Below are 23815 nucleotides of genomic sequence, written 5' to 3' on the forward strand. Positions count from 1 at the left end.
GTCATGGAGCCAAGCGCGCAGGCTGCAAGCGTCGCCAACCTGATCGGTACCGCCGCTACAGGTGCGGCGATGGCGATCGGCCAGGCGCCGGCCTTCGCGATGGGGGCGACCTATCTGGCGCTGTCGGATTCCATCGCCCTCGCAATGGAAAACGCAGTCGCCAACCAGCAGCGCGGACAGGTGCTTGCCGATGCAGCCCTTACTCAAATCCTTGCCTTAATCATCCAGAAGGGAGCGACTTCGTCATGATCGACGACAGTAGCGTGAACAGCCAGGTCGTCGATGCGGTGAGCAGCATCGTGACGCTGACCACCGGTCAGGCGCCCGCACAGGCGCTCGGCATGCTCGATGCCGTGATGCTGGAGACGCTGGGCATGGCGATGCACAACGCCGTCAACCGGCAGCAAGGCGCCGGCATGATCAATGCAGCAGCGATCACCGCCGCCTGCGCCAAGATGATCTCGGCACCGTTCCCGGTGGCGCCGCCACCACCGCCTGCACCACCCGGACCACCACCGATGGTCGCGCCGTTGCCCGGCCCGCCCCCCGTACCGCCCCCGCCTGCAGCGCTCATCGCCGCCGCAGCGGCGGAGGCCAAGGTGGCCGTCGACGTGCTGAAAACGCAAGCGCAAGGCGCCTCGGCAGATGCCGCGACCGCAACCGCCGACCTCTTGGAAGTGCATGCGCTGAGCGTACCGCCGCCCCTGCCCGCTACTCCCCCCGCCTCCGGTGCCGGCCCCGATGATGCTGCCACTTCTGATGCTCCTGCTGCTGCAGCCGCAACTTCACCCGCAGCTGCAGCTACAGGCACACCCCCTGTCGTTGCTGCATCTGCATCTGCTGCTCCTGTTGCACCTGCATCTGCATCTATCCCTGCACCTGCACCTGCGCCGCCTGCTCAGTCATAGGGCGTCCGCAGAGATGAGGTCAGCCCCCCCTACCACCAGGCCTCATTGAAAGGCGGCCGATCATTCCATGGGAATCAAGATGGAACCGACAAAGGTCAATGCGCAGGTCATCGATGTCATCAACCAGGTGCAGCTGGCGACCATGAGCCCGCAGGTCGTGCTGACCAGCGGAGCCGGCAAAGCCTACCAATCGGTGGCGCAGTCCACTGCCATCGCGGTGCAGGACGCCACCGACGCGTTGCGCAATGTCTCCACGATCGCGACCACCGCGGTCGGCGTGGCGATGGCGCAGTACCTGGCCACCGGCGATGACAAGTACGTCACTGCACTTAGCAAGGCGCAGGAGCTGATGCAGGGCGCCACCGACGACTTCGCCAGGATCGGTTCGGCGGCCGGGCTGGTGCTGAAGAATTTCCCCGCTGGTTGAACTCACAAGGAGTCATGCAATGTCCGTTTCAATCGCAGGCCGCCTGATCTCGATGCCGACGATGCTCTCGACGCTGGGCAGGCAGTGCCTGGCCTTCATCGATGGAGGCACGCAGTGGCTGGCCTGGGCGATCCAATCGCCCGGTGTGCGCTACGATTTTCCCGACGAGAGCAGCCTGCTCGACGAAGTGCAGCAAGGCCTGCACGGCTCGCGCCTGGCCTTGTTGCCGCAGCTGGAGCTGAGGGTCAGCCCGGTCAAGCTGATGACCTTGAGTCCGACCGACCTGGGCACGCTGGCGCAGGCCGAAGCAGGCGACACCGGCTCGGTGGTCAAGGCGCAGCTGCAGCGCATCTTTCGCGACAACGCCCTATACACCGCAAGCGACCTGGCCGCAGGCCGCAGCCTGCTGACCCAGTTGAAGGTCGATGGCGCCGGCGTGTTCCAGTCGCTGGACCTTGAAGAAAGCCTGGCGCTACGCCAACTGGCCGCCGAAGCGCCGCCAGCCGACGTCACGCCAGCACTGCAGCAGGAAGCGGCGGCATTCGCTGTCGAGCAGGCGCGCACGCCGCTGGAATTCTGTGACTACTACCGCTTCTACCTGGCCTGCACCGCCACCATCGCCGCTGAGGACGACCGTGCGCATGCGGCGGCCTCGGCACTGCAGACGCTGTTGCCGCAGCTGTTCACCACCCTGGATTGCCCACAGGTGCAGGGGCTGCCTTCGCCCAACGAGGTCGAACGCAGCGTTGCCGAATGGCTGGCACGCGGTCGCCAGATCGGCTTCGCGCGGCTATCGCTGGCGGCCCAGCAGATCGTCCAGCACACCCGCTACCGAGGCGACGGCGACGACCAGGCGGCGAGCGATGCGATCCGCCTCTACCTGCAGTCGGCGCAGGCCTTCCTGGCGGCCAACCGGCCCAGCCGTGGGGTGCTGGGCCAGGATGGCAGCAGCTGCGTGTTCACCATGCAGAACGACGCCCTGGCTGCACTGCTGCAGGTCAACGGCGGCATCATCTCGCTCCGCGACTTCGGTGCCGCACCTGCATCACCCACCACCTCGCAAGACACGGATGCGGAGGCCACGCAGTGAGCGCACCGCCCCCGCCTGCTGCGGCCGGCGACCAGGCCCCGCTTGCGACCAGCGCCGCCGACGCGGCGCGCGAAGCGGTGCATGCAGGTCGCGCCGCTGCCCTAGCGGCCGCACGCCAGGGCATGGCGCAGGCCGAAAACGCACTGGGTGAGAGGCTGCGCGCGCTTGCAGCGCAGCGCCCAACCGAAACCGCACCACTCGCCGCGCCGATGCGACCATCGCGTGCCGATGCCGTCACCCCGCTCCATTCCGCGTCCACTTCAGGAGATACCCGCATGTCCGACAATACTCAGCCCACGCCCCCGTACCAGACACCAGCCTCCACTGCGCAATCGTCAGGATCCTCGCAGATCGAAGCGGCGCTGAAAGCGGCGCAAGCCCAGATCGATCAGGCGATGGCGGCCAGCGATAGGGCAGTACGGGCGGCCATGCAGGCCGCAACCGCCGCGACCGCCGCAGCTGGCAATGACCAGGCGATCGATAGCGCAAACCAGGCACTGCAGCAGGCCGAACAGGCCGCCGCTGCGGCGGTGACCGCCGCGCAGCAGCAGACCGAGCAGGCAATGGCGGCGACGTCGCCGGCCACTCCGAACGCCGACGACGGAACAGCCAGCTGACGGAGCGATGCGTTTCGGCGTTGCGATGAAGCCGGTCTCGCGATGAACCCGTCCGGTCTCATTGGTGCCGGTCTGCCGGCTCCCCGCCGCCACGTTGATCCAGCAGCGCAGCCCCACTTGCCGCGGCCATCTAGCCCCGGCCCAGCCAACGCCCGATCCGAAGGAATTCCGACATGACCTTCTACACAGGCTTCGACACCGATCAATTCCCCGGATTGCCCGCCCTTGACTGGCTCAAGACCCAGGCCGAGCTGGCGTGGTGCGGCTACTACCTGGCACCGGCGCCAAGCCATGCCGACACCGGCTGGATGGGCCAACGCGCTGCGTTGATCGCACAAGGCTGGGGCCTGGCGCCCGTCTACCTTGGTCAGCAGACGATCGGCCCCGGTTCGCACGACGTCACCGCCCGGCAGGGCAGCCTCGATGGTGCACAGGCCGCAGCGCTGGCACGCGCCGAAGGCTTTCCCGATGGCGCGGTGGTCTATCTCGACTGGGAAGATGGCGGCAGCCCGCCACAGGCAGCCATCGACTACATCCGTATGTGGATCGCCGCGCTGTTGGGCAATGGTTTTTCGCCCGGCCTGTACTGCTCGCACGCGCGCGCAGTGGAACTGCTGTCGCGGATCGGCCCCTGCCCCTCCCCGCGCGTCTGGGCCTGGCGGGTCTCCACGGCAGGGCGTCACCTCTACGCCGGCGACATCCAACACGTCCAGCCCTCCGATCCGGCCGGCTGCGGCTATTCCCAGGCCATGCTCTGGCAATACGAACAGGATGCGGTGCTGTCGCTTCCTGGTACGCCGTGCGATGGACTGGAAGTTGACCTCAGTTATTCGAGTTTAGCCGATCCGAGCTCGGCGTGATTGCGCGTATTTCCTGCATCGGGAAAAAGCAGAAACCCATAAACTCCAGCAATGCATGAAGATCCCTTGCAACCAACCCGACACTCCCTGCATCGATAGACGACACCACGCGTCACCCCACTTTCCCCCGCACTGATTCAATGCATTAAACGAACGGATAAGCGCATCACCTGCATCAATCAATCCGCCAACGCACTTGTCGAAATCAGGCCAAAGCCGAATCCGGATCAACACCTGGTGCGGACCTAGTTCCATGGAATCACATCAATATTCCATAGCAACCCTCGCCCAAAGGGACCTGCAACGATTGGCTAGCGCCCCCGGAAAGAATAATAACTGTAATTTTCCCCAATAAATTATAGCGAAATCGGCGGTATTACCAAACGCTCCGACACCCCTGTCCAAGAGCCCACGTCTGTATCGAGCGTGCATGCGCGTATCCCCGCAGACCGGGATCATGCCGATCTCACCGCATAAAACCTAGCGCCTGCAGCAGCCAGCCCACGAGTACGCATTACCGCAGCGGCAAGAGAACTCCGCCATCAGGTCGCTCGATCTCGGTACGGCATATGCCGGCCTGCACCTTCCGCCTCGAAAGGAGATGTGAAATGACAGTAATAGTTGATTTGATGTCAGAACAAACCAATTCCGTCGGCATCGCAGGCATCTCACGACACCAAGGACGTTGGAGGCACCGGCCAGACATGCGCTATGAAGTCGACCCCGAGCCGACCTTGATCGCTTGGACCGAGCAAAACATGGGAATCGGATCCTCAAGATTATCGCGCTCTCCCCTGTTACAGCAATTTACAGGTCATACGGCCGTTCTGTCTCGTCTTCGCGGGCGGGTCCAGTTCGTCAGGGGACTGGTACCGAATGTGTCGGGTTATCCATGGGCGTTCTTTGGCCAAGGCGGTGGAGGCCACTGGCAAGATGATAGCGCCATGCTTGACGACCCGACCTGCGTCAGTTTCGAGATACCTGTAACAGAGGAGGATGCCGGAAATTTCCCGCGATGGTTCCGTGCTGTGGCTCCGGAAATCAATGTCTTCGCACTGAAGAATGGTGACGGATTCAATAGCTTCAATTGCGTCCTAGCTTCTCTCACGCTGCTCATCAACTACCTTCTCGAGTCGGAGAACGATTATTCCTCCTATGTCATCCAACTGACAAAAGTACGCGACTCGCTTCAAGGCCATTTGATGCAAAACATCATGGGTGGATTTATATAAATCCACCACATGACACGCCCGCCGCAATCACAACCCCGGTCAACAGCAGCGCATTGACTAATCACGCAACTCGACTACAGCGGAAGTTTAGCAGAAAAAGCCACATTTCACTCCATGAATGCATCAAGAGTTCACCCTCATACCACCGTAGTGCACGAGCTCCGTAATCCACACATAGATTAATACAGCGACCCAACCACCCGAGATTCTGGAGACATCAAGAATGTCAACATTCACAGTATTTTTTTGCGGGACAGGATCGAACAGCCTGGATTACGACAGTGCAAACTACAGCGAAGGACAGCTTATCTCCACATTGGCACGCAACCATCTCGGGGTGGAGTTCGATGATTGGCTCATAGCAGATGGACCGGGCAGCGGGAATCAACAAGAAAACGATAAATGGACACTCCCGGGGAACTACACTGATGCTCGGGGCACTACTTTTGGCTCGGGCTGGGAGGAGAACGTCAAGCACGCGATTGCGGTGATCAAGAAAGACCCCAGCCATATGAGGACCTTAATGACAGATGCGGAAATACGCATCCTACAAAGGGAAAAGGCAGCTGCCGAAGCAGCTGGACTTGAGCCGCAGAACACTTTTGGTGGCTGGACCCCTGCCAATAAGCACCGAAAAATCGTCCCCCAAGCCTTACAAAAGGCGCGAGCAAAAGTCCTGCGAACACCACTGCCTGACCGCGTCAACCTCATTGGCTGGAGCCGTGGCGCAGTTACCTGCCACATGATGGCCAATGCAATGTATGCCGACCCGCAGCTCCGCCACATCTGCGTCAACATTTTTGCGATAGACCCGGTACCCGGTCCTTTGAATTTCCAGTTAAACAGGACAACACTGAATACCAACGTGCTGGAATACCGCGCCGTATACGCACGCGATGAGAGGGCGCGCGGCTTTACTCCGATCATCCCGGACGTAAAAGTAAAGAAGGAACTAATCCTCATGCCTGGTGCCCATGCGACCCTTGTCGGAAACGCATCCAAGAATGGCAAGGGCGGCGGCAACCAGATCTTTCCGGAACCAGGACAAATGGTGCGGCATCTTGCGGAGACATTCCTGCGGGATAATGGGACGCAGCTCGGCTCATGCCTGAATCTGAAGGATACCGGCTTATTGGAACTCTACGAACAAATTCTCAAGGACGATAGAAGCTACATCGCAATGCGGCAACTGGGCTACGGCATGGGATGTGTGGAAACGGAAAGCGGAGACCGATGGGCAGCCGTGGGTTCCGGTGCGGTTGTTGCGGGCCTGACATCGCTACCGATGCTGCACCCCGATCCGATCTTTGTAAATTGGCACCATCGCAGTGTTTACATCAAGCACTATGCCGATCTGACAGGAAGGCCGGAGGCCATTGAAAGGGACTTGCTGGCTCAGTGGTTCCCGGTAACCACAGGGCGGTTTATTAGTCGTCCCTGAAAGACGTCACTCGCCCGACCGCCCCAATGCGTTACAGGCAGCCCAACCGTGCCACAACTGCGCTTTTTCGCTACGCTGGACCTGATCGCTAGCAATCCGGGACCATCCTTGCACTGCCGTACCCGTGGCGGAATGATGCCAGCTCGTTGTCGGCAGCGCAGGAGTGAAGCGGGATTGGACGGATTGCTGACGCACGCGATCGATGCCGCGCATGTAGTAGAGGTAGAGACAGCCGATGGGCACGACCCGGCGCGGGCGATCTTTTCGGGCGCCGCAAGTCGGCCACCCCAACCAATCGTTGCTTGAATAGAATTTTTTCTGAGAGGCGGCGCATTTGTAAGCAACCGCATGCTGGGCCCAGCCGATGAACCCAGCACGAAGTTGGGGCCTCATATCTGACGGTCAATCCTGGCCATAGACCCTACGGAACTCACGCGGGCTCACCCCAACCAGCCGTCGGAAGCTCTTTTCGAAATGGCTCAGGTCGCCGAAACCGACCTTCAGCGCCACTTCGGTGATGCGCAGCTTGCGCTGCTGATGCAAAAGCTCCTTGGCCTTTTCGATCCGTAGCTGCTGCAACATCGGTTTGAACGGGGTGCCGAGTTCGTCGCGGAACAGAAAGCCCAGATGCGACTGGCTGACATGCGCCTGCCGGGCCAGATCGCCCAGGGTCAGCGGCTCGGCATAGTGCTCGCCCAGATGCACCAATGCGCGCCGCAGTGCGTCGTGCAGGGTGGCGAGACGTTGCCCGGGGCGATGCGGAAGGCCGTCGATCCAGTCGACAGGCGTTTCAGGCGGCGTGGGCTCAGCGGGAAGATCGGCCGGTTGCGACACCGTGGCGCATGCATCGCGCTGCGCTCCCTGCACCCGGCCTTCCAACAGACGCGGTGCGTGGCGCTGGATGTCGGCGCTGCCGATCGGCCTGCCGGCTGTCATGACCGCCAGGCGCAGCACCACCCGCTCCAGCTCCTGGAGGTTTTCCGGCCATGGGTAGTGGGTCAGGGCGTCCATCAACACCTCGGTGACCACCTGACCGTGATCTAGGCCATGCCGATCCAGCACATGCTCGACGTGAAAGCCGATATCTGTCCGTCGCTTGCGCAACGAGGTAAGTTCGATCGACAGGACATCCAGTTGCGACAGCAGCGCCCGCGAGAAGCGTCCGGCACGTACGCGGCGCGACAGATCAGCGGTCGTGGAGGCGACCACGCGTGGCGAGTCCTCGCCGTCCACGGCGGACCATGGCCCGCCGAGGCCACAAAGCTGCCCTGCCAACTGGCGCTGTAGCGCGTCGTCGAGCTCGTCCACGCTCTGCAGGAACAGCGTTCCCCCGGCCCCGCGCTTGAACCATGCCGCCGGTGCGTTGCCGGGAGCGGCGCAGTCGATCGCGACGAACGGCCCCTCCCGCCAGGGTGAAGCTGCATGCAGCAAAACGGCCACAGTTTCCTTCTCGGTTCCGAACTCGCCGCGCACGATGACCGGCAAGCGACTGTATGCGCCGTGCTCGACAAATTCGTCGATCGTCAAGACCTCTTCGCTCACGCCCACGATCGACAGCGCGCGACCAAACCGGTCTTGCGCGAACGCCCGCGCGGCATCGCGCTTGATCAGGTACGCACAATACTTTGCGATCTGCTGGCACAGCGTCATCGCTTCCGGGGTCATTCGTTCTTGAGCCGGCGTGACATTCAGTGTGCCGAGCACTTGCCGGCCGTGCTGGACGGGAAAACACTGCGTGGGCGGGGGCTGGGTTTCTGCCAGAACCGGACCCGGTGGACCGTGATGCTCCACCGCGACAAACTTACATACCGCGCCGTTCGTGATCGCGCTCTGCGACAGTTGTGCAGCGATCTTTCCCAGCATTTTCTCCAAGGGATCGCCTGGGAAATAGGCGCGCTGCACTACATCAAAGACTTGCTTTTCCATGGATGCTTTCGACCTGATCTACTGGCGCGCTCGGAAGGCGGCCAGACCCAAGTCGCGCCATCCCTGACCAGACCGTCGGCAAAGCTCCAAGCGTGCATTCCGCTTTTTCTACGAACGCTCCCCTCGCCCGCCCTCGGTCGATCCACCCTGATGTGAGACAACGCTCGCTTGCGGTGACTGGACGGTGGCAGGCGCAAAACGATTCGCCAGCAAAGCAACCGCTTGGTGCAAGCCAGATCTGGCATTAGCACGCCGCCACAGCCCGTTCCCGACGATTCGTAGCATCGGGCTTGTCCGCAATTGGATTGGGTGCGGCGCGTCTCACTCGTTGCCGCTGCGGCGATGCGACGCTGCGACGGGCTCAAGCAATGGCGTCGTATATAGTGTTGCGACGTTCTGCACGCGCGCGCAGGGATAATGCGCTGTCTTCCCGATGGCGATGCTCATGTCCCAACCCGTGCCCACCTTGCGCGCCTACGACACCATCAAGCCGCTGCTGTGGCTGGTGTCGCTGGCGATCTTCATGCAGATGCTGGATGCGACCATCGTCAATACGGCGTTGCCGTCGATGGCGCGCAGCCTGCACGAAAGCCCGCTGCAGATGCAGTCGGTGGTCTTCAGTTATGCATTGGCGGTGGCGATGTTCATTCCCGCATCGGGCTGGATTGCGGACCGCTTCGGCACCCGGCGCACCTTCCTGGCGGCGATCATCGTGTTCACGCTGGGGTCGCTGCTGTGCGCCGCCGCGCAGCAGCTGCCGCAGCTGGTGGCGGCGCGCGTGGTGCAAGGCATTGGCGGGGCGATGCTGCTGCCGGTGGGCCGGCTGGCAGTGCTCAAGACCGTGGCGCGCGCCGACTTCCTACGCGCGATGAGTTTCATCGCGATTCCTGCATTGATCGGCCCACTCATCGGCCCCACGCTGGGTGGCTGGCTGGTGGAAGTCGCCTCGTGGCACTGGGTGTTCCTGATCAACCTGCCGATCGGCGTGATCGGGTTCATCGCCGCGCTAAAGATCATGCCCGACCACTACGGCGATGCACGCCAGCGCTTCGATTTGATCGGCTATCTGATGCTGGCGTTCGGCATGGTGGCACTGTCGTTGGCGTTGGACGGCATCTCCGAACTCGGCCTGCGCCACGCCTTTGTCATGCTGCTGGCCATCGGCGGGCTGGCCGCGTTGGCCGGTTACTGGTTGCATGCGGCCAGCACGTCGGCGGCGTTGTTTCCGCTGGCCTTGTTCAAGGTGGCCAGTTATCGCATCGGCATCCTGGGCAACCTGTTCGCGCGGGTGGGCAGCGGCTCGATGCCGTTGCTGATTCCGCTGTTGTTGCAGGTTGGCCTGGGCATGAGTCCGATGAATGCCGGGCTGATGATGGTGCCGGTGGCGCTGGCCGGCATGGCGGCCAAACGTGCAGCGGTGAAGCTGGTCGGTCGCTTCGGCTATCGCCGTGTGCTGATGCTCAATACCGTGCTGGTGGGCCTGGCGATGGCGAGCTTCGCGCTGGTCGATGTCGGCCAGCCGCTATGGCTGCGGCTGGTGCAGCTGGCCTGCTTCGGCGCGGTGAACTCGCTGCAGTTCACCGTCATGAACACCGTGACCCTGCGCGACCTGGATCGTGAGCAGGCCAGCCCCGGCAACAGCCTGCTATCGATGGTGATGATGTTGGCCACCGGGTTCGGCGCGGCGGCAGCGGGCAGTCTGCTGGCCGCCTTCAACACGCATCTGGGCGACAGCCACGGCGCCACTGCCGCATTGCATGCGACCTTCCTGTGCGTCGGTGGCATCACCTTGTCGTCGACGCTGATCTTCTGGCAGTTGGCCGAGACGCGGCCACATCCCAGGCAGGTGGAAGAAGTCGCCGAATGACGCGGCCGCTGCGCCATCGACCAGCGCCGCGCGCCAGCGCAGGGCCGTGTGCGATTTCAACTGCGGTGCACGGCTCTAGATCTGCTCGCGCGGGCGTTCGCGCCGCAATGCCTCGGCGATGGTGTCGGCCAGCATGTCGCCGGTGAGCGGCTTACGCAGGAAACTGTCGAACCCGGCTTCCTGCGCGGTGGGCTCGGCCTCTTCGTCCGAGCGCGCGGTCACCGCCACCAGCGGCATGTCGTAACCGAACACGCGCAGCTGCCGCGCCAGGGCGAAGCCGTCCAGCCCGGGCAGATCCAGATCGAGCAAGGCCAGGTCGAAAGGGTTGTCGGCCGCTTCGGTCAGCGCGGCCAGCCCGTGCGGCGCATGCACCACCGAGTGACCTTGCGAACGCAGCAGGCCAACGATGACCTCGGCGATGGTGGGGTCGTCTTCCACCAGCAGGATGCGCTGCGGGGCGACCGTGCCACCGGTGCGCGCCACCTCGCCACCGAGCGTGGCGTTGGAAGCGACCCAGCGCAGCGGCAGATCGACCACGAAGCGCGTGCCCGCGCCCAACCGGCTGATCACCTCGATATGCCCGCCCATCGCCATCGCCAGTTCCTGGCAGATGGCCAGGCCCAGGCCGCTGCCGCCGTAGCGCGAAGTGGTCTTGGCGCCGTCGCCTTGTTCGAAGCGCTGGAACAGGCGCGCTTTCTGGTCGGCGTTGATGCCCGGCCCGGTATCGGCCACTTCGAAACGCAGCCCCTGATACGACCCGAGCGTGGTCAGCTTGAGCCCGACCACACCGCGCTCGGTGAACTTGATCGCATTGCTGAGCAGGTTGAGCAGAATCTGGCGAATGCGGGTGACATCGCCACTGGCGGTGATGTCGCCAAGCAGCCCTACCTCCAGGCTGAAACGCAGGCCACGCTCCTGCGCCAGGGGCGCCATCAGGCCTTCCACCTCGGCCACCAGCTGGCGTACCGAGAACGGCTCCAGATCCAGTTCCAGACGGCCGGATTCGATCCGCGCCAGGTCCAGCGCATCGTTGACCAGGCGCAGCAGATGCGCGCCGGCACGACGGATCGATTCGGTATAGCTGCGCTGCTTGTTGTCCAGCGAGGTCTTGAGCAACAGCTCGCTCATGCCCAGCACGCCGGTCATCGGGGTACGTACCTCGTGGCCGAGCGTGGCCAGAAAGCGCGTCTTGGCCAGCGACGCCTGCTCGGCCAGCTCCTGCTTGTGCACGGCCAGCTGCCAGGCGTTCAAACGCCGCAGGCGGCGGCGATACAGCAACACCGCCGCGGCGATGGCGCAGAGCGCGAGCACGCCCAGAAACACCAGTCCCCATGGCGACAACCACCAGGGCGGCAGCACCTGAAAACGTAGCGTCTGGCTGGCCGACCAGATGCCGTCGGCGGTGCGCCCCTGCACTTCCAGCGTGTAATGCCCCGCAGGCAGCCGCGAGAACTGCCGCTCGCCGCTGGGACCGACATCGATCCAGTCCGGATCGTAGCCACTCAACCGAAATCGGTAGCTGTTGGATTCGGAATCGGCCAGGCTGAGCAGGCGCGCGACGATATGCAGATCGCGGTCGCCATCCTGCATCGTCAGCGGCTCTTGCCCGGTGATATCCAGACCACGCTCCCCGCGCCGCAGGCCCACGCGTTCGATGATCAACGGCGGCCTGCGGGTGCTGGGGCGCATCGTGGCCGGGTCGAACACCACCACGCCGTCGGGCGATGCGGCGACGATGCGCCCGCTGCCGGCCTGCACCAGCGTGTTGATCTGCAACTGCTGGTTGGGCAGCCCATCGTGCACCCCGTACACCCGCACCAACCTGCTGCCGGGATCGATCCGGATCAGCCCGCGTTGACTGGACACCCACGCCACGCCCCTGGCGTCGACCACCAGGCCGTTGGGTGCCACCAACGGAAACTCCTGCTCCTTTCCGACCGTGTCCAGGTGCTTGAGCCGCTTTCCGTCCCACAGATACCGCCGGATCTCGCCGGCCAACCCGGTCCAGACCACGCCCCCCTCTCCCAGCCGGAACAGATAGGTCGGCAGGGACGGTGTACCGTCGACGGGGACAAATCGGTCGGCGGCGGGGTCCCAGCGCCGCAGGCCGGCGTTATTGCTCAGCCATATCTGACCATCCGGGCCGAGGCGTAGGTCCAGGATGGTCAACACCTCCAGTCCATGACTGCCATTGACGATGGTCCGCAGCAGTTGCCCGTCCTGGTTGCGGATTTGCAGGCCATATTCCAGCACTGTCACCCACAGGCGGCCCTGCGCGTCCTCAGCCATCCAGCCCGGACGGTCCGCCGCACCATCCGGATCAGGCTCGACGTCCTCACGTAGCTGCAAGCGTTTGACCTGCCCGCTCTGCGGGTCATACCGGACCAGTTTTCCTTCGACGCCGATCCAGACCAACCCGCGCCGGCTTTCGAGCATGGAGTCGGGCGGACGGGCATCGATTTGCGTCAGATGCGTCTGCAATTGGCCGGTCGCCGCATCGAGATACTCCAGCGCATGCCGCGAGCCAGCCAGCCAGACACCGCCCGCAGCCGAAGACGCCGTCGCCAGCACCGACGGATTGGTCAGCGACTGTGGATCAGCACCGTGGTGGGCCAGTACCGCAAAGGTGTCCCAATGCGGAGGCAGGTGCCACAGGCCACCTTCAAGCGCCGCAAACCACAGCCCGCCCTCCCGATCCTCGTAAGCGGTAATCCAGTTGCGCCTGACCAGGCCATGCGCCGACAGGCTGTAGACCGGCACGCTGCTGATGTCGGTTCCTGCGGTGGACAGGCCCAGGCCGCTCTCGGTGTCCAGCCAATAGCGCCCGCTGCGGTCGTGCAGCAACACTCCCATCACCCGCCGCTTGCTCACGGCCTTCTGCCACGGCTGGGGCCGCGCCTGGCCGTCGGCGTCCACGCGAAACGCGTCGCCGACCACATCCGAGACCCATAAGGTGTTGCCGCTGCGCTCCATGTGCAGCCGGTTGACCGCCTGCGTGGTTCCGGGCAACGACACCCGCTGAAAATGCGCGCCGTCCCAGCGCGCTAGCCCGCCATGGGTCCCGATCCACAATGTTCCGTCGGGCGCGACCTCGAACCCGATCACGCTGTCGGACGGCAGGCTGGTCGGGTCGCTGGGCACGTTGGAAAAGCGCTGCATGCTGCCGTCGGGACGTCGCCGATACAGCCCGTGGGCCGCAGTACCAAGCCAGATATCGCCGTTCGGGGTGTAGGCCAGCGCCCACACCGTGATTTCGCGCAGCTCCGGAAACTGCGGGTTCTCCAGCCGCCTGAACGCGCGCGTCTTGGGCTCCAGAAAACCGGCTCCGCCGTTCTCGAATCCCATCCACACGCGATTGTCGCGATCGACGCAGATGGTCCAGATCGCATTGCTGGTCAAGCCGTCTTCCATCCGCCAGATGCGGTAGTTGCGCCCGTCGAATCTGGCCAGGCCGTCATCGCTGGCGATCCAGAGATAGCCCTGCTGATCTTCGGCCAGCTCACTGACGGTGTCCGAGGGCAGCCCGTCGGCGACCGTGACCTGGCTGGGCACCGGCGTGAGCAGCGCGCCCGTGGCCGCCCGCGCAGGTGGCACCGTGACGTACACACACAGCGACACCGCTGCGATCAACCAGTAGGAAAAACACGAAAAAAGGCGCACGGGACAGGTTTCACGACAAGTCGCCGCATAGTGCGGGCCGCACGCGGTGCGAGCAAGCCCGAGCGGGCTTGTCGCGTCGCTCGTCCGTTTTCACCTCCCGGCCCGAACCAGCGCATGCAGGGGGGCCTCGATCCGGTTCAACGCTGTTGCAGCGGCGCCAGGCGGCAACCGTACGACCGGGCAAGCGATGACAGCTCAGCCGACGGCCGGGACGTCATGCGCAGCGGCGGCATCGGCCAGCACGCGTGCCAACGCCTGTGCAAGGAGCTCGCCGGTGACCGGCTTGCGCAGGAAGCCATTGCAGCCGGCGGCCATCGCCTGCGGTTCTGCGTCGGCATCGGCACGTGCGGTGACCGCAACGATCGGAAAGCGCACGCCGCGCGCGCGCAACTGCGCCACCAGCGCCGCACCGTCGATGCCCGGCAGGTCCAGATCGCACAGCCCCGCGTCGAAGCGGCGCGTACTCACCTCGGCCAACGCCGCCAGACCATGCAGGACATGGGTGACCTGATGGCCACGCGTCTGCAACAGGCCAACGATCACCTGCGCCACGGTCGGGTCATCTTCGACCAGCAGCAGCTGCAATGGCGCCTGTGCCTGCGGCGAGCTTGTGCGTGCAGGCGCGGGCACCGCGGGGAGCGCACTCACCCAGCGCAGCGGAAGCTCGACGACAAAACACGCCCCCTGCCCCAGTTCGCTGCTGACCGTTACCGCACCGCCCATCGCCGCTGCCAGTTCGCGGCAGATCGCCAGGCCCAGGCCGCTGCCGCCATGCCGGGCCAGCGTCACGGCGCCTTCGGCCTGCTCGAAGCGCTGGAACAGGCGCCCGCGCTGTTCTGCACTCATGCCCGGGCCGGTGTCGCACACTTCGATCCGGATGCCTTGCCCGTGGCTTTGCGGCACCACCCCCACACGCAGGCTGACGCTGCCACGCTCGGTGAACTTGACCGCGTTGAACAACAGGTTGAGCAGGATCTGTTGCACCCGGCTGGCATCGCCATGCAATGCCGGCGGCAGCGCGTCATCCAGCTCGCAGGCGAAGGCCAGCCGCTTCTGCTCGGCGCTCGGGCGCACCAGCTCGGCCACCTGCCCGATCAGCTGACGCAGATCGAAGTCGCGGTAATCCAGCGGCAGCTTGCCGGCCTCGATCCGCGCCAGGTCCAATGCATCGTTGACCAGCCGCAGCAGATGCTTGCCGGCCAGCTGGATCGCGCTGGCATAACCCTGCTGGCGTCCATCCAATGGCGTCTGCAGCAGCAACTCGCTCATGCCCAGCACACCGGTCATCGGCGTTCGCACTTCGTGCCCCAGGGTCGCAAGAAAGCGTGTCTTGGCCAACGATGCCTGCTCGGCCAGCTCGCGTTTGTGCTGGGCCAGCTGCCACTGCGCGCGCATGCGCACACGGCGGCGGTAGGCTGCCGCAAGCAATGCGCCCAGCAGCAGCACAAGCAGGAAAATGAGCGCGATGCCTGCGTCACTGCGCCACCACGGTGGATTGACCGAGAACCGCAGCGAGCGCATCTGTGAGCGATTGCCCAGCGGATCCACCCCTTGCAGCGTGAGTTCGTAGCTACCGGCAGGCAAGCTGGCGAATTCCCGGATTCCCGCGTTGCCCGAGGTCTGCCATTCGGTGTCGAAGCCTTTCAAAAAACTGCGATAACGATTGGACAGCGAGTCGCTGTACGACAGCAGACGGCTGACGATCTGCAGCTGCCGATCTCCAGGGCCAAGCTGAAACGGGCGATCCATTGGCAGCGCGACGCGTGCACCATTGCGTAGCACACTGACATGTTCCAGCTGTAGTGCCGGAACAAACGGTGCGATATCGGGCATTGCGGTATCCAGCAGCACGGTGGAGCCATCGCTGGTCGCCCCGATCAGGCTATCGCCCGCCATCAGCAGACAATGCTGAATGAACTCCTGGCTGGTCAATCCATCGCGTGTACCGATATTGCGTAGGCGTGCCGGCGTCACCGAAGGGTCGATCCGCCATAGCCCGCGCAAGCTGGAAATCCAGACCCTGCCACGCGGGTCGATCCGCATTGCGGATGCATCGAACCCGGTCAGGCCATCCACCTGGCCCACCTGACGCACGCGCACCCAACGTGTTGCGGTTTTTTTCCATTGTTCTGCACCGACGGCCCGATACACCCACACCATCTCCGGCGATTGGCTGGCAAACGCCTGGATCTGCGTCCCTTCCAACCCTGGGACCGGCACGAACTGGTGTGACGCTTCGTCCCAGGCAAACATGCCGCCTTCGCCTGCAACCCAGACGCGCCCGTCCGGGCCCTGTTCCAGCTGCTGTACGGCGATATCGCGCAAACCGTGCAAGTCCTGCTGCGTGATGCGCTGCAAGACACGACCGCTACGCAGATCGCGCTGCTGCAGCATGTCGATGAAGGCCATCCACACCGTATCGCCATGCTCGATGATCCAGTCAGGCGCCGATAGCGCCGACGCCGGTTCGGGGCCATCGGACGGCCAGTGGATGAATTCACCGGTCCGCAGGTCCATGCGGGAAAGGCCAAAACTCAAATTGCCTAGCCAGACACGTTGCAGGCGATCCTCCAGCGCCGACACCAACTCCATGTCCTTGAGTTGCGACGACTGCAACCCTGTCTGAAACGTGTCGCCAGTGCTTGGATCGACGCGCAACAAGCGACCTTCCGCATCGACTTGCCACAGACCACCGGACCGTGTGGCAGGGGCCAGGTTGCAATAGATGGCATCACCCGTCGGCACCGCGGGTTTGAGCACGGCAGTGCGCTTCCAGTCTGCCGGCAAGTACCCAAGGCCGGTGCCATGCATCGGAACCCATAGCCCGCCATCAGCGGCTCCAAGCAGGCCAATGACATTACGGCGTGACAAAGCCCCCTCTCCGCTGAAGGCTGGGACCGGTGGACGCTCGCCGCGGGTCCGCCACAGACCGCGTCCGCTTCCCAACCAGAATTCGCCGTCCGGGGCAGCCACTGCACCCCAGAATTCGTTGCCGGTGCCGAACATCGTCCCCCAGGGAAGCGGCTGCCATCGATCGTCGGATCCCATGACGTGCAGCCCCGACTCGCTGCCCAGCCACAGACGGTCGCCCGCCCATTGCAGACCGAAGATGGCAGACTGCCGATTAGGCTCGTCCGGGACATAGACGCGATGCAGACGTTTTCCGTCGTAATACGCCAGTCCAGCGGTGGTTCCGATCCACAGCCGCTGCCGGTTGTCCGCCGCAAGATTCATGACCATGGCCTGGTCAAGGTCGCCATCGAGCGTACCCAGATCCACCGACGACATCACGCCGGAAGTATCGATGCGAATCAGCGCGCCGGTCGTGGTTCCGGCCCAGATATCGCCGTCGAACGCAGTGATGCTGTAGATCTCGCCGTCCTTCATCGACGGATAGTCAACCGCGCGGTAGTGCCGAAAATGGCCTCGTCCGGCATCCATGACGCTCAGCGTCTTGCCGCAGCCGATCCATATCCTGTCAAGCGCGTCGATGTGCAGCGCCTGGATCGCGTTGCAGGGCAACGATGTCGGGTCGGAAGGATCATGTCGCCAGGTCCTGAATCCTGCGCCGTCGTACCGCACCAAACCATCCAGGGTGCCAAGCCACAGATAGCCGGCGCGATCCTGGTGGATCGCAACCACCATGGTCGATGGGAGTCCGTCGCTGGGACCCACGATCCGGAAACGCGGAATCTCCGGAATCTTCGCCACACAGGGCATTGCGCCCAGCAGCAAGACCAACAAAACAGCAAGCGCACGCATGTGGGCATCCTTTCCACGTCCAGCCCGCATGCTCGCAACGGATCGTTGCGAGCGCAAGCCAAGCGCGGTGCAGCGGGATATGTCTAGAATCCGCCCATGACAACCCTCGCCCGCCTGTTGCTGCTTCCCGCCCTGGTCGTGACCAGCCTTGCCGCGACCGCCGCGCCGGTGCGTTACGCGCTGGATCCGGTGCACACGCGGGTGCTGTTCGCGGTCGAACATGCCGGCTTTTCCAAGGCGTTGGGCACCGTTTCCGGAACCAGCGGCACGCTGGTGTTCGACCCGGACGACTGGGCCTCGGCACGGCTGGACGTGACCGTGCCACTGCAGCGCGCCGACCTGGGCGATGCCAAGTGGAACGAGGCCACCCTGGCACGCAACCTACTCGACGCCGAGCACTTTCCCGACGCGCATTTCGTCTCCACGCAGGTGGAAGCCAGCGGCGAGAACCACGCCAAGGTCACCGGCAACCTGACCCTGCACGGGGTCACCCGCCCGGTCACCCTGGACGTCACCCTCAATGCGCTCAAACGCCATCCATTGCCGCCGTTCCGCCGCACCGCCGGGTTTTCCGCCACTGCCACGCTGAGCCGTGCGGAGTTCGGCATCGACGCGTGGAAATCGATGATCGGCGATACGGTGGAACTGCGCATCGAAGCCGAAGCCGTGCGCGAAGGCCGCGCCGACGACGACACGCCGCAACCCCAAAACGCACCCGCCGCCCCTGACGCTGCGCCCAGCCCGGAATCCTGAGCATGACCCTGAAGAACATCGAACGCTGGGGCGGTGTCAGCCAGACCCTGCACTGGCTGATCGCCCTGCTGATCCTGGTGCTGGGCATCGTCGGCCTGACCATGGGCGAATTGCCCAAGACGCCGAAATACTTCTGGGTCTACACCGCGCACAAGTCGGTGGGCCTGACCGTGTTGGCACTGGTGATCGTCCGGCTGGGCTGGCGCCTCCATGCGGGCGCGCCGCCGCCGGTGGCCGGCACCCCACGCTGGCAGGAACGCATCGCCGGGCTGACCCACTGGCTGCTGTACGCGATGATCTTTGCGATGCCGCTGTCGGGCTGGTTGTACGACTCCACCAGCGGCCTGCGCCCGTTCCGCTGGTTTGGCCTGTTCGCCGTGCCCAAGCTCAGCCCGCCGGACGAACAATTGCGTGCGGTTGCGCACTTCATCCACGAGTGGGGCTTCTGGCTGTTGATTGCCGTGGTGCTGGCGCATGCCGGCGCTGCGCTCTACCACCACCTGTTCCAGCGTGACGCCACCTTGGTGCGGATGTTGCCGCGCGGCTGGCTCTCTTCCAAACCCTAAAGGATTCCCCATGTCGTCCAGGTTGTTCGCCTCTCCCCTGCTGGTCGCCGCCTCGCTGGTGGCCACGTTCGCCACCACCCCGGTCCTCGCTGCCGACTACGTGCAGGCGCCCGGCTCGTCGCTGGTGTTTGCCAGCAAGTACGACGGCGAAGTGTTTACCGGCAAGTTCCCCGGTTTCGACACCACGCTGAGTTTCGACCCGGCCAATCTTGCCGGCGCCAAGCTCGATGTGCGCATCCCGCTGGCCAGTGCCATCAGCGGCAACAACGACCGTGACTCGACCCTGCAGGGGCCGGACTTCTTCAACGTCGCCAAGTTCGCCACCGCGCGCTACCGCGCCGACAAGTTCCGCGCACTCGGCGGCAACCAATACGCGGCCGACGGCACGCTGGAACTGCGCGGCGTCAGCAAGCCGGTCACGCTGACCTTCACCTGGACACCCGGCGCGCAGCCGGTGCTGGCCGGCAAGGCGCTGGTCAAGCGCCTGGACTTCGGCGTCGGCGGCGGCGACTGGGCCGATACCAAGACCATTCCCAACCAAACCGCGATCAGCACCAAGGTCGTGTTCAAGGCGAAGTAACGCCACCGGCCGCAACCGGACGCGGCCATTGAACGGCGGACTACCTCGTCGGGTCCGCCGTTTTTTTGTGCCTGGCGGCCGGATGACACCGCGCGACAGCTAGACTCGGCATTCATCCCAGGGACGCCGCCGATGCGCACGCATGGAACCTTGACCCGCTGGAATACCGATCGCGGCTTCGGCTTCATCACGCCGGCGCAGCCGGGGGATGATTTGTTCGTACACATTTCAGCGTTTCCACGCAGCTTCGAGGCGCCGCGCATCGGCGAAGTGATCTCTTTCGAAACCGAGCCTGGCCCGGATGGTCGCCCGCGCGCGGTGCGCGTCGTGCGTGGCGGTACGCACGCGCCAAAGCATGTCCCCCCTGTGCGACGCAACACCGCACGCACGGCGCCGGCAAAAGGGCAGATCGGGCTTGGCAAGGTCTTGCTCATGATGCTGGTGCTCGGTGGCGGGGCGTTCGCCTATCAGCAGCGCGATTACTTGATCAATGCGCTCACCCCGGCACCGACACTAGAACAAACGTCACCGCCAGCGCGGCCCGTAGCAGCCGCTCCTGCGTCTGCACCCACCGCGCAATACAGCTGCGGCGGACGCACGCGTTGCACACAGATGAGTTCCTGCGCCGAAGCTACTTACGTACTGCAGCATTGCCCAAATACCGCAATGGACGGCGACCACGATGGCGTGCCCTGCGAGGACCAGTGGTGCCGTTGAATCAACGCGGCTCATACTTTGAACGGGCCGCCGACAAGCATGGTTTGTCAGCGGCATCTTGTTAGATGCAGTCAAACGCCGAGTTGGTCGAGGGCGCGGTGCCCTCGCCGCTCGCGGGACACGCCGTGAACCCGTCGCTGGGGGCTCGATGGCGGCATCCATGCCGCCAACGGTCCCGCAATCGGCGAGGACACCGCACCGGAGAGTGAGTCGGTTGCTTTGTTGAAAACATGCGCACCGACCAGTTCGACTGGTCCTTGCCCGCCCACCGTCGCGGGACCTTACGCGGCATGGATGCCGCGTAAGAGCTTACAAGGACGTACTTGCAGCGTGTCCTGCGATGGTGGGCGGGCAAGGGCCCTGCAGCAAACCCGCAGATCAGCCGCCCCGCAGCGAAGGCCCAGATCATCCGCTATGCACTAGACCGGCACGAGTCGTTTTCAGCCGCTCCAAGCCCACAGTCTGGCGCGTATCGGGTGCGTACGCAGCGCATCAGCGCGTGCCGGCATCCAGCCAGTCACGCAACCGCTGGCAATCGAACGGCCACTCCAACTCGCGCCCATCGGCATCGCGCAACACCGGCACGCGTTCGCCATAAGCGGACTCAAGCGCAGCATCGTTATCGATGAACACGCTGCCGAACTCGCCTGCGCGTGCCTGCGCCAGCACTTCCACGGCCTGGTCGCACAGGTGGCAGTCGTCGCGCTGGTACAGGATCAAGGCCATCGGGAGCTCCCATGCTGCGCTGCAGCCGTGCCGCAAGCGCCGAGCGACTAGAATAGCCGCCTTTACGCTCACCTCTCCGGCAAGCATGGCTGTCAGCACGTTCGACCTGTTCAAGATCGGCATCGGTCCGAGTTCCTCCCACACCGTGGGGCCGATGCGCGCGGCCGAGCGCTTCGTGCATCGTTGGCTGCTGGATGCCGGCCGCCTGCAGGATGTGGTGCGCATCCGCGCCGAAGTCTTCGGCTCGCTGGCCCTGACCGGCCGCGGCCACGGCACCGACAAGGCCGTGCTGCTCGGCCTGGAAGGCCACCGCCCCAACCTGATCGACCCGGACATCATCCCGACCACGCTGGAGCGCATCCGCACCAGCAAGCGCATCAGCCTGATGGGCCAGCACGTCATCGCCTTCGACGAAAAACGCGACCTGCCGATGAACAAGCGGCAGAAGCTGCCCTACCACACCAACGGCATGCGTTTTACCGCCTACGATGCCGATGAAGCGGTGATCGCCACGCGCGATTACTACTCGGTCGGCGGCGGCTTCGTGGTCAACCAGGACGATGCCGCCGACGACCGCATCGTGGCCGACGAAACGCCGCTGCCCTACCCCTTCCTCAGCGGCGACGAACTGCTCGCGCAATGCGCACGCAGCGGCCTGAGCATCGCCGCGCTGATGTTCGAAAACGAAAAGAGCTGGCGCAGCGAGGACGAGATTCGCGCTGGTCTGCGCGAGCTGTGGGCGGCAATGCAGTCCTGCGTGGAGCGCGGCATCCGCCAGGAAGGTACGCTGCCGGGCGGCCTGAACGTCTCGCGGCGCGCGCCGGCGTTGTATCGCGAGCTGTCGTCCAAACCGGAGGCGGCAATGCGCGATCCGCTGACCACACTGGACTGGGTCAATCTCTACGCACTGGCCGTCAACGAGGAAAACGCGGCCGGTGGCCGCGTGGTCACCGCGCCCACCAACGGCGCGGCCGGCATCATCCCGGCGGTGCTGCATTACTTCGACCGCTTCTGCCCCGGCGCATCCGAGCAGCGCATCTTCGACTTCCTGCTCACCGCTGCGGCCATCGGCATCCTCTACAAGGAAAACGCCTCCATTTCCGGCGCCGAGGTCGGCTGCCAGGGCGAAGTGGGCGTAGCCTGTTCGATGGCCGCCGGCGGCCTGGTCGCCGCGCTGGGCGGCAATCCGGGGCAGATCGAAAACGCCGCCGAAATCGGCATGGAGCACAACCTGGGCCTGACCTGCGACCCGATCGGCGGCCTGGTGCAGATCCCCTGCATCGAACGCAATGCAATGGGCGCGGTCAAGGCGATCAACGCCAGCCGCATGGCCATGCGCGGCGACGGCAAGCACAAGGTGTCGCTGGACAAGGTCATCAAGACCATGCGCGACACCGGCCGCGACATGCAGGACAAGTACAAGGAAACCAGCCGCGGCGGCCTGGCGGTCAACGTTATCGAATGCTGAGCCGGGCGCGGCCCCGGGCCGCGCCATGTATTGCAGTCACTCTCCAGGCATCGCGAAACTGGGCAATGCATCCAACGGCAGCGCCCGCCGATGCAGTCGCATGCCAGCGCTGTACGTCCCCACCACATGCCGCCATGTACCGTCTGACGCTGGATCCCGACGGAGATCGCGATGCGACAGCTTGCCTGCATTCTCGCCCTGGCCCTGGCCTGCGGCCCTCTGATGGCACAGGAAGCCAGCTACGGCCCGCGCCTGGAAGGCTTCGACTACCCCTATCCGGTCAAAACCTTTGCGTTCACCTCGCAACGGCAGCCGCTGGAAATGGCGTACCTGGATGTCGCGCCCACCGGCAAACCCAACGGGCACACCGCCGTGCTGCTGCATGGCAAGAACTTCTGCGCCGCCACCTGGGAACAGACCATTGCCGCGTTGAGTACCGCCGGCTACCGCGTCATTGCGCCTGACCAGGTGGGCTTCTGCAAATCCAGCAAGCCGGCCGCCTATCAGTTTTCCTTCGCGCAACTGGCCGACAACACCCAGGCGCTGCTGAAGAAGCTGGGTATCGAACGTGCGGTGGTGGTCGGCCATTCGATGGGCGGCATGCTCGCCATCCGTTACGCGCTGATGTATCCGCAGGCCACCGAGCACCTGGCCTTGGTCGACCCGATCGGCCTGGAAGACTGGAAGGCCGAAGGCATTCCGTGGCGCAGCGTCGATGCCTGGTACGACAACGAACTGAAGATCAGCTTCGAGCGCATCAAGAAGTATCAGATGGAGGTCTACTACGCCGGCCAGTGGAAGCCCGAGTTCGAGCGCTGGGCGCGCATGCAGGCCGGCATGTCGCTGGGCAACGGCAGGCAGGCGGTTGCCTGGAACCAGGCGCTGACCTACGACATGGTGTTCAACCAACCGGTGGTCTACGAACTGCCCAAACTCAGCGTGCCGACCACGCTGTTCATTGGTCTCAAGGACCGCACCGCGATCGGCAAGGACACCGCACCGCCCGAGGTCAAGGCACGTGTCGGCGATTACACCAAGCTGGGCAAGCGTGCGGCCGCGGCGATTCCGAACGCGAAGCTCGTCGAGTTCGCCGATCTCGGACATTCGCCGCAGGTGCAGGACCCGACACGGTTCAATGCCGCGTTACTGAAGGCGATTGCGCCGTAAGCAATGCCAGCGGCGGTGCGATTGGCATGACCAACGCATCCTCGGAAG

Annotated in this window: 19 protein-coding genes; 15 read left to right on the forward strand and 4 right to left on the reverse strand. The window is 64.3% G+C overall.

Annotated elements, in window-relative coordinates; all coding sequences use genetic code 11:
• The first annotated feature begins 3 nt into the window (after nucleotides 1-3).
• The 8 genes from AC1PLS_RS14825 to AC1PLS_RS14860 all read left to right on the forward strand — a co-directional run bounded on the left by AC1PLS_RS14825 (nucleotide 4) and on the right by AC1PLS_RS14860 (nucleotide 6575).
• Nucleotides 4-249 (forward strand): RebB family R body protein, encoded by a 246-nt coding sequence (locus tag AC1PLS_RS14825; protein ID WP_024939223.1) that lies wholly within the window; start codon nucleotides 4-6, stop codon nucleotides 247-249.
• Entirely contained in the window at nucleotides 246-908 is a 663-nt protein-coding gene (locus AC1PLS_RS14830) for a RebB family R body protein (RefSeq protein WP_184433943.1), read from the forward strand. Before AC1PLS_RS14825 ends, AC1PLS_RS14830 begins: the two co-directional genes overlap by 4 nt.
• A 79-nt stretch (nucleotides 909-987) precedes the next feature.
• Entirely contained in the window at nucleotides 988-1335 is a 348-nt protein-coding gene (locus AC1PLS_RS14835) for a hypothetical protein (protein ID WP_054591492.1), read from the forward strand.
• 19 nt (nucleotides 1336-1354) lie between these two features.
• Nucleotides 1355-2425, forward strand: coding sequence for a hypothetical protein (locus tag AC1PLS_RS14840; protein WP_481103806.1), 1071 nt, complete (start codon nucleotides 1355-1357; stop codon nucleotides 2423-2425).
• A gap of 275 nt (nucleotides 2426-2700) precedes the next feature.
• Nucleotides 2701-3042 carry a hypothetical protein gene (locus AC1PLS_RS14845; RefSeq protein WP_258071511.1) on the forward strand — a complete coding sequence of 114 codons (342 nt, stop codon included), beginning with the start codon at nucleotides 2701-2703 and terminating at the stop codon, nucleotides 3040-3042.
• 173 nt (nucleotides 3043-3215) lie between these two features.
• Nucleotides 3216-3902 carry a glycoside hydrolase domain-containing protein gene (locus tag AC1PLS_RS14850; protein WP_481103807.1) on the forward strand — a complete coding sequence of 229 codons (687 nt, stop codon included), beginning with the start codon at nucleotides 3216-3218 and terminating at the stop codon, nucleotides 3900-3902.
• A gap of 608 nt (nucleotides 3903-4510) precedes the next feature.
• On the forward strand, nucleotides 4511-5134 hold the full coding sequence (locus AC1PLS_RS14855) for a hypothetical protein (protein ID WP_481103808.1): 624 nt from the start codon (nucleotides 4511-4513) through the stop codon (nucleotides 5132-5134).
• A gap of 223 nt (nucleotides 5135-5357) precedes the next feature.
• A complete protein-coding gene (locus AC1PLS_RS14860; protein ID WP_065032612.1) occupies nucleotides 5358-6575 on the forward strand; it encodes a hypothetical protein in 1218 nt (405 codons plus the stop codon).
• A gap of 402 nt (nucleotides 6576-6977) precedes the next feature.
• Here the strand turns inward: AC1PLS_RS14860 and AC1PLS_RS14865 are convergent, their stop codons facing one another.
• Nucleotides 6978-8501: a helix-turn-helix domain-containing protein gene (locus AC1PLS_RS14865; protein WP_481103809.1), complete on the reverse strand. Its 1524-nt coding sequence runs from the start codon at nucleotides 8499-8501 to the stop codon at nucleotides 6978-6980.
• Nucleotides 8502-8946: 445 nt separating this feature from the next.
• Between AC1PLS_RS14865 and mdtD the strand changes: the two genes are divergently transcribed.
• A complete protein-coding gene (mdtD, locus tag AC1PLS_RS14870) occupies nucleotides 8947-10368 on the forward strand; it encodes a multidrug transporter subunit MdtD (RefSeq protein WP_167709308.1) in 1422 nt (473 codons plus the stop codon).
• A gap of 75 nt (nucleotides 10369-10443) precedes the next feature.
• Here mdtD and AC1PLS_RS14875 read toward each other — a convergent pair whose 3' ends face one another.
• Together AC1PLS_RS14875 and AC1PLS_RS14880 are read right to left on the reverse strand one after the other, a co-directional pair.
• Nucleotides 10444-13986: a hybrid sensor histidine kinase/response regulator gene (locus AC1PLS_RS14875; RefSeq protein ID WP_425519001.1), complete on the reverse strand. Its 3543-nt coding sequence runs from the start codon at nucleotides 13984-13986 to the stop codon at nucleotides 10444-10446.
• Between the two features lie 237 nt (nucleotides 13987-14223).
• The gene (locus AC1PLS_RS14880) at nucleotides 14224-17790 is read right to left on the reverse strand and encodes a hybrid sensor histidine kinase/response regulator (protein ID WP_184433923.1); all 3567 of its coding nucleotides are present in this window, start codon (nucleotides 17788-17790) and stop codon (nucleotides 14224-14226) included.
• 96 nt (nucleotides 17791-17886) lie between these two features.
• Between AC1PLS_RS14880 and AC1PLS_RS14885 the strand changes: the two genes are divergently transcribed.
• The 4 genes from AC1PLS_RS14885 (at nucleotide 17887) to AC1PLS_RS14900 (ending at nucleotide 20406) form a co-directional block, all read left to right on the forward strand.
• Nucleotides 17887-18543 carry a YceI family protein gene (locus AC1PLS_RS14885; RefSeq protein ID WP_046343714.1) on the forward strand — a complete coding sequence of 219 codons (657 nt, stop codon included), beginning with the start codon at nucleotides 17887-17889 and terminating at the stop codon, nucleotides 18541-18543.
• A gap of 2 nt (nucleotides 18544-18545) precedes the next feature.
• Complete coding sequence (locus tag AC1PLS_RS14890; protein WP_184433920.1) at nucleotides 18546-19109, forward strand: cytochrome b; 564 nt, start codon at nucleotides 18546-18548, stop codon at nucleotides 19107-19109.
• Between the two features lie 10 nt (nucleotides 19110-19119).
• Nucleotides 19120-19689 (forward strand): YceI family protein, encoded by a 570-nt coding sequence (locus AC1PLS_RS14895; RefSeq protein WP_184433917.1) that lies wholly within the window; start codon nucleotides 19120-19122, stop codon nucleotides 19687-19689.
• A gap of 150 nt (nucleotides 19690-19839) precedes the next feature.
• The gene (locus AC1PLS_RS14900) at nucleotides 19840-20406 is read left to right on the forward strand and encodes an excalibur calcium-binding domain-containing protein (protein ID WP_164739561.1); all 567 of its coding nucleotides are present in this window, start codon (nucleotides 19840-19842) and stop codon (nucleotides 20404-20406) included.
• 492 nt (nucleotides 20407-20898) lie between these two features.
• Here the strand turns inward: AC1PLS_RS14900 and AC1PLS_RS14905 are convergent, their stop codons facing one another.
• A complete protein-coding gene (locus AC1PLS_RS14905) occupies nucleotides 20899-21132 on the reverse strand; it encodes a glutaredoxin family protein (RefSeq protein WP_184229732.1) in 234 nt (77 codons plus the stop codon).
• Between the two features lie 85 nt (nucleotides 21133-21217).
• Between AC1PLS_RS14905 and AC1PLS_RS14910 the strand changes: the two genes are divergently transcribed.
• Both AC1PLS_RS14910 and AC1PLS_RS14915 read left to right on the forward strand, forming a co-directional pair.
• On the forward strand, nucleotides 21218-22600 hold the full coding sequence (locus tag AC1PLS_RS14910; protein WP_184608864.1) for an L-serine ammonia-lyase: 1383 nt from the start codon (nucleotides 21218-21220) through the stop codon (nucleotides 22598-22600).
• Nucleotides 22601-22771: 171 nt separating this feature from the next.
• On the forward strand, nucleotides 22772-23767 hold the full coding sequence (locus tag AC1PLS_RS14915) for an alpha/beta fold hydrolase (protein ID WP_184433911.1): 996 nt from the start codon (nucleotides 22772-22774) through the stop codon (nucleotides 23765-23767).
• The last annotated feature ends 48 nt before the right edge of the window (nucleotides 23768-23815 follow it).

The sequence above is a fragment of the Xanthomonas sp. NCPPB 3218 genome (assembly GCF_056725185.1).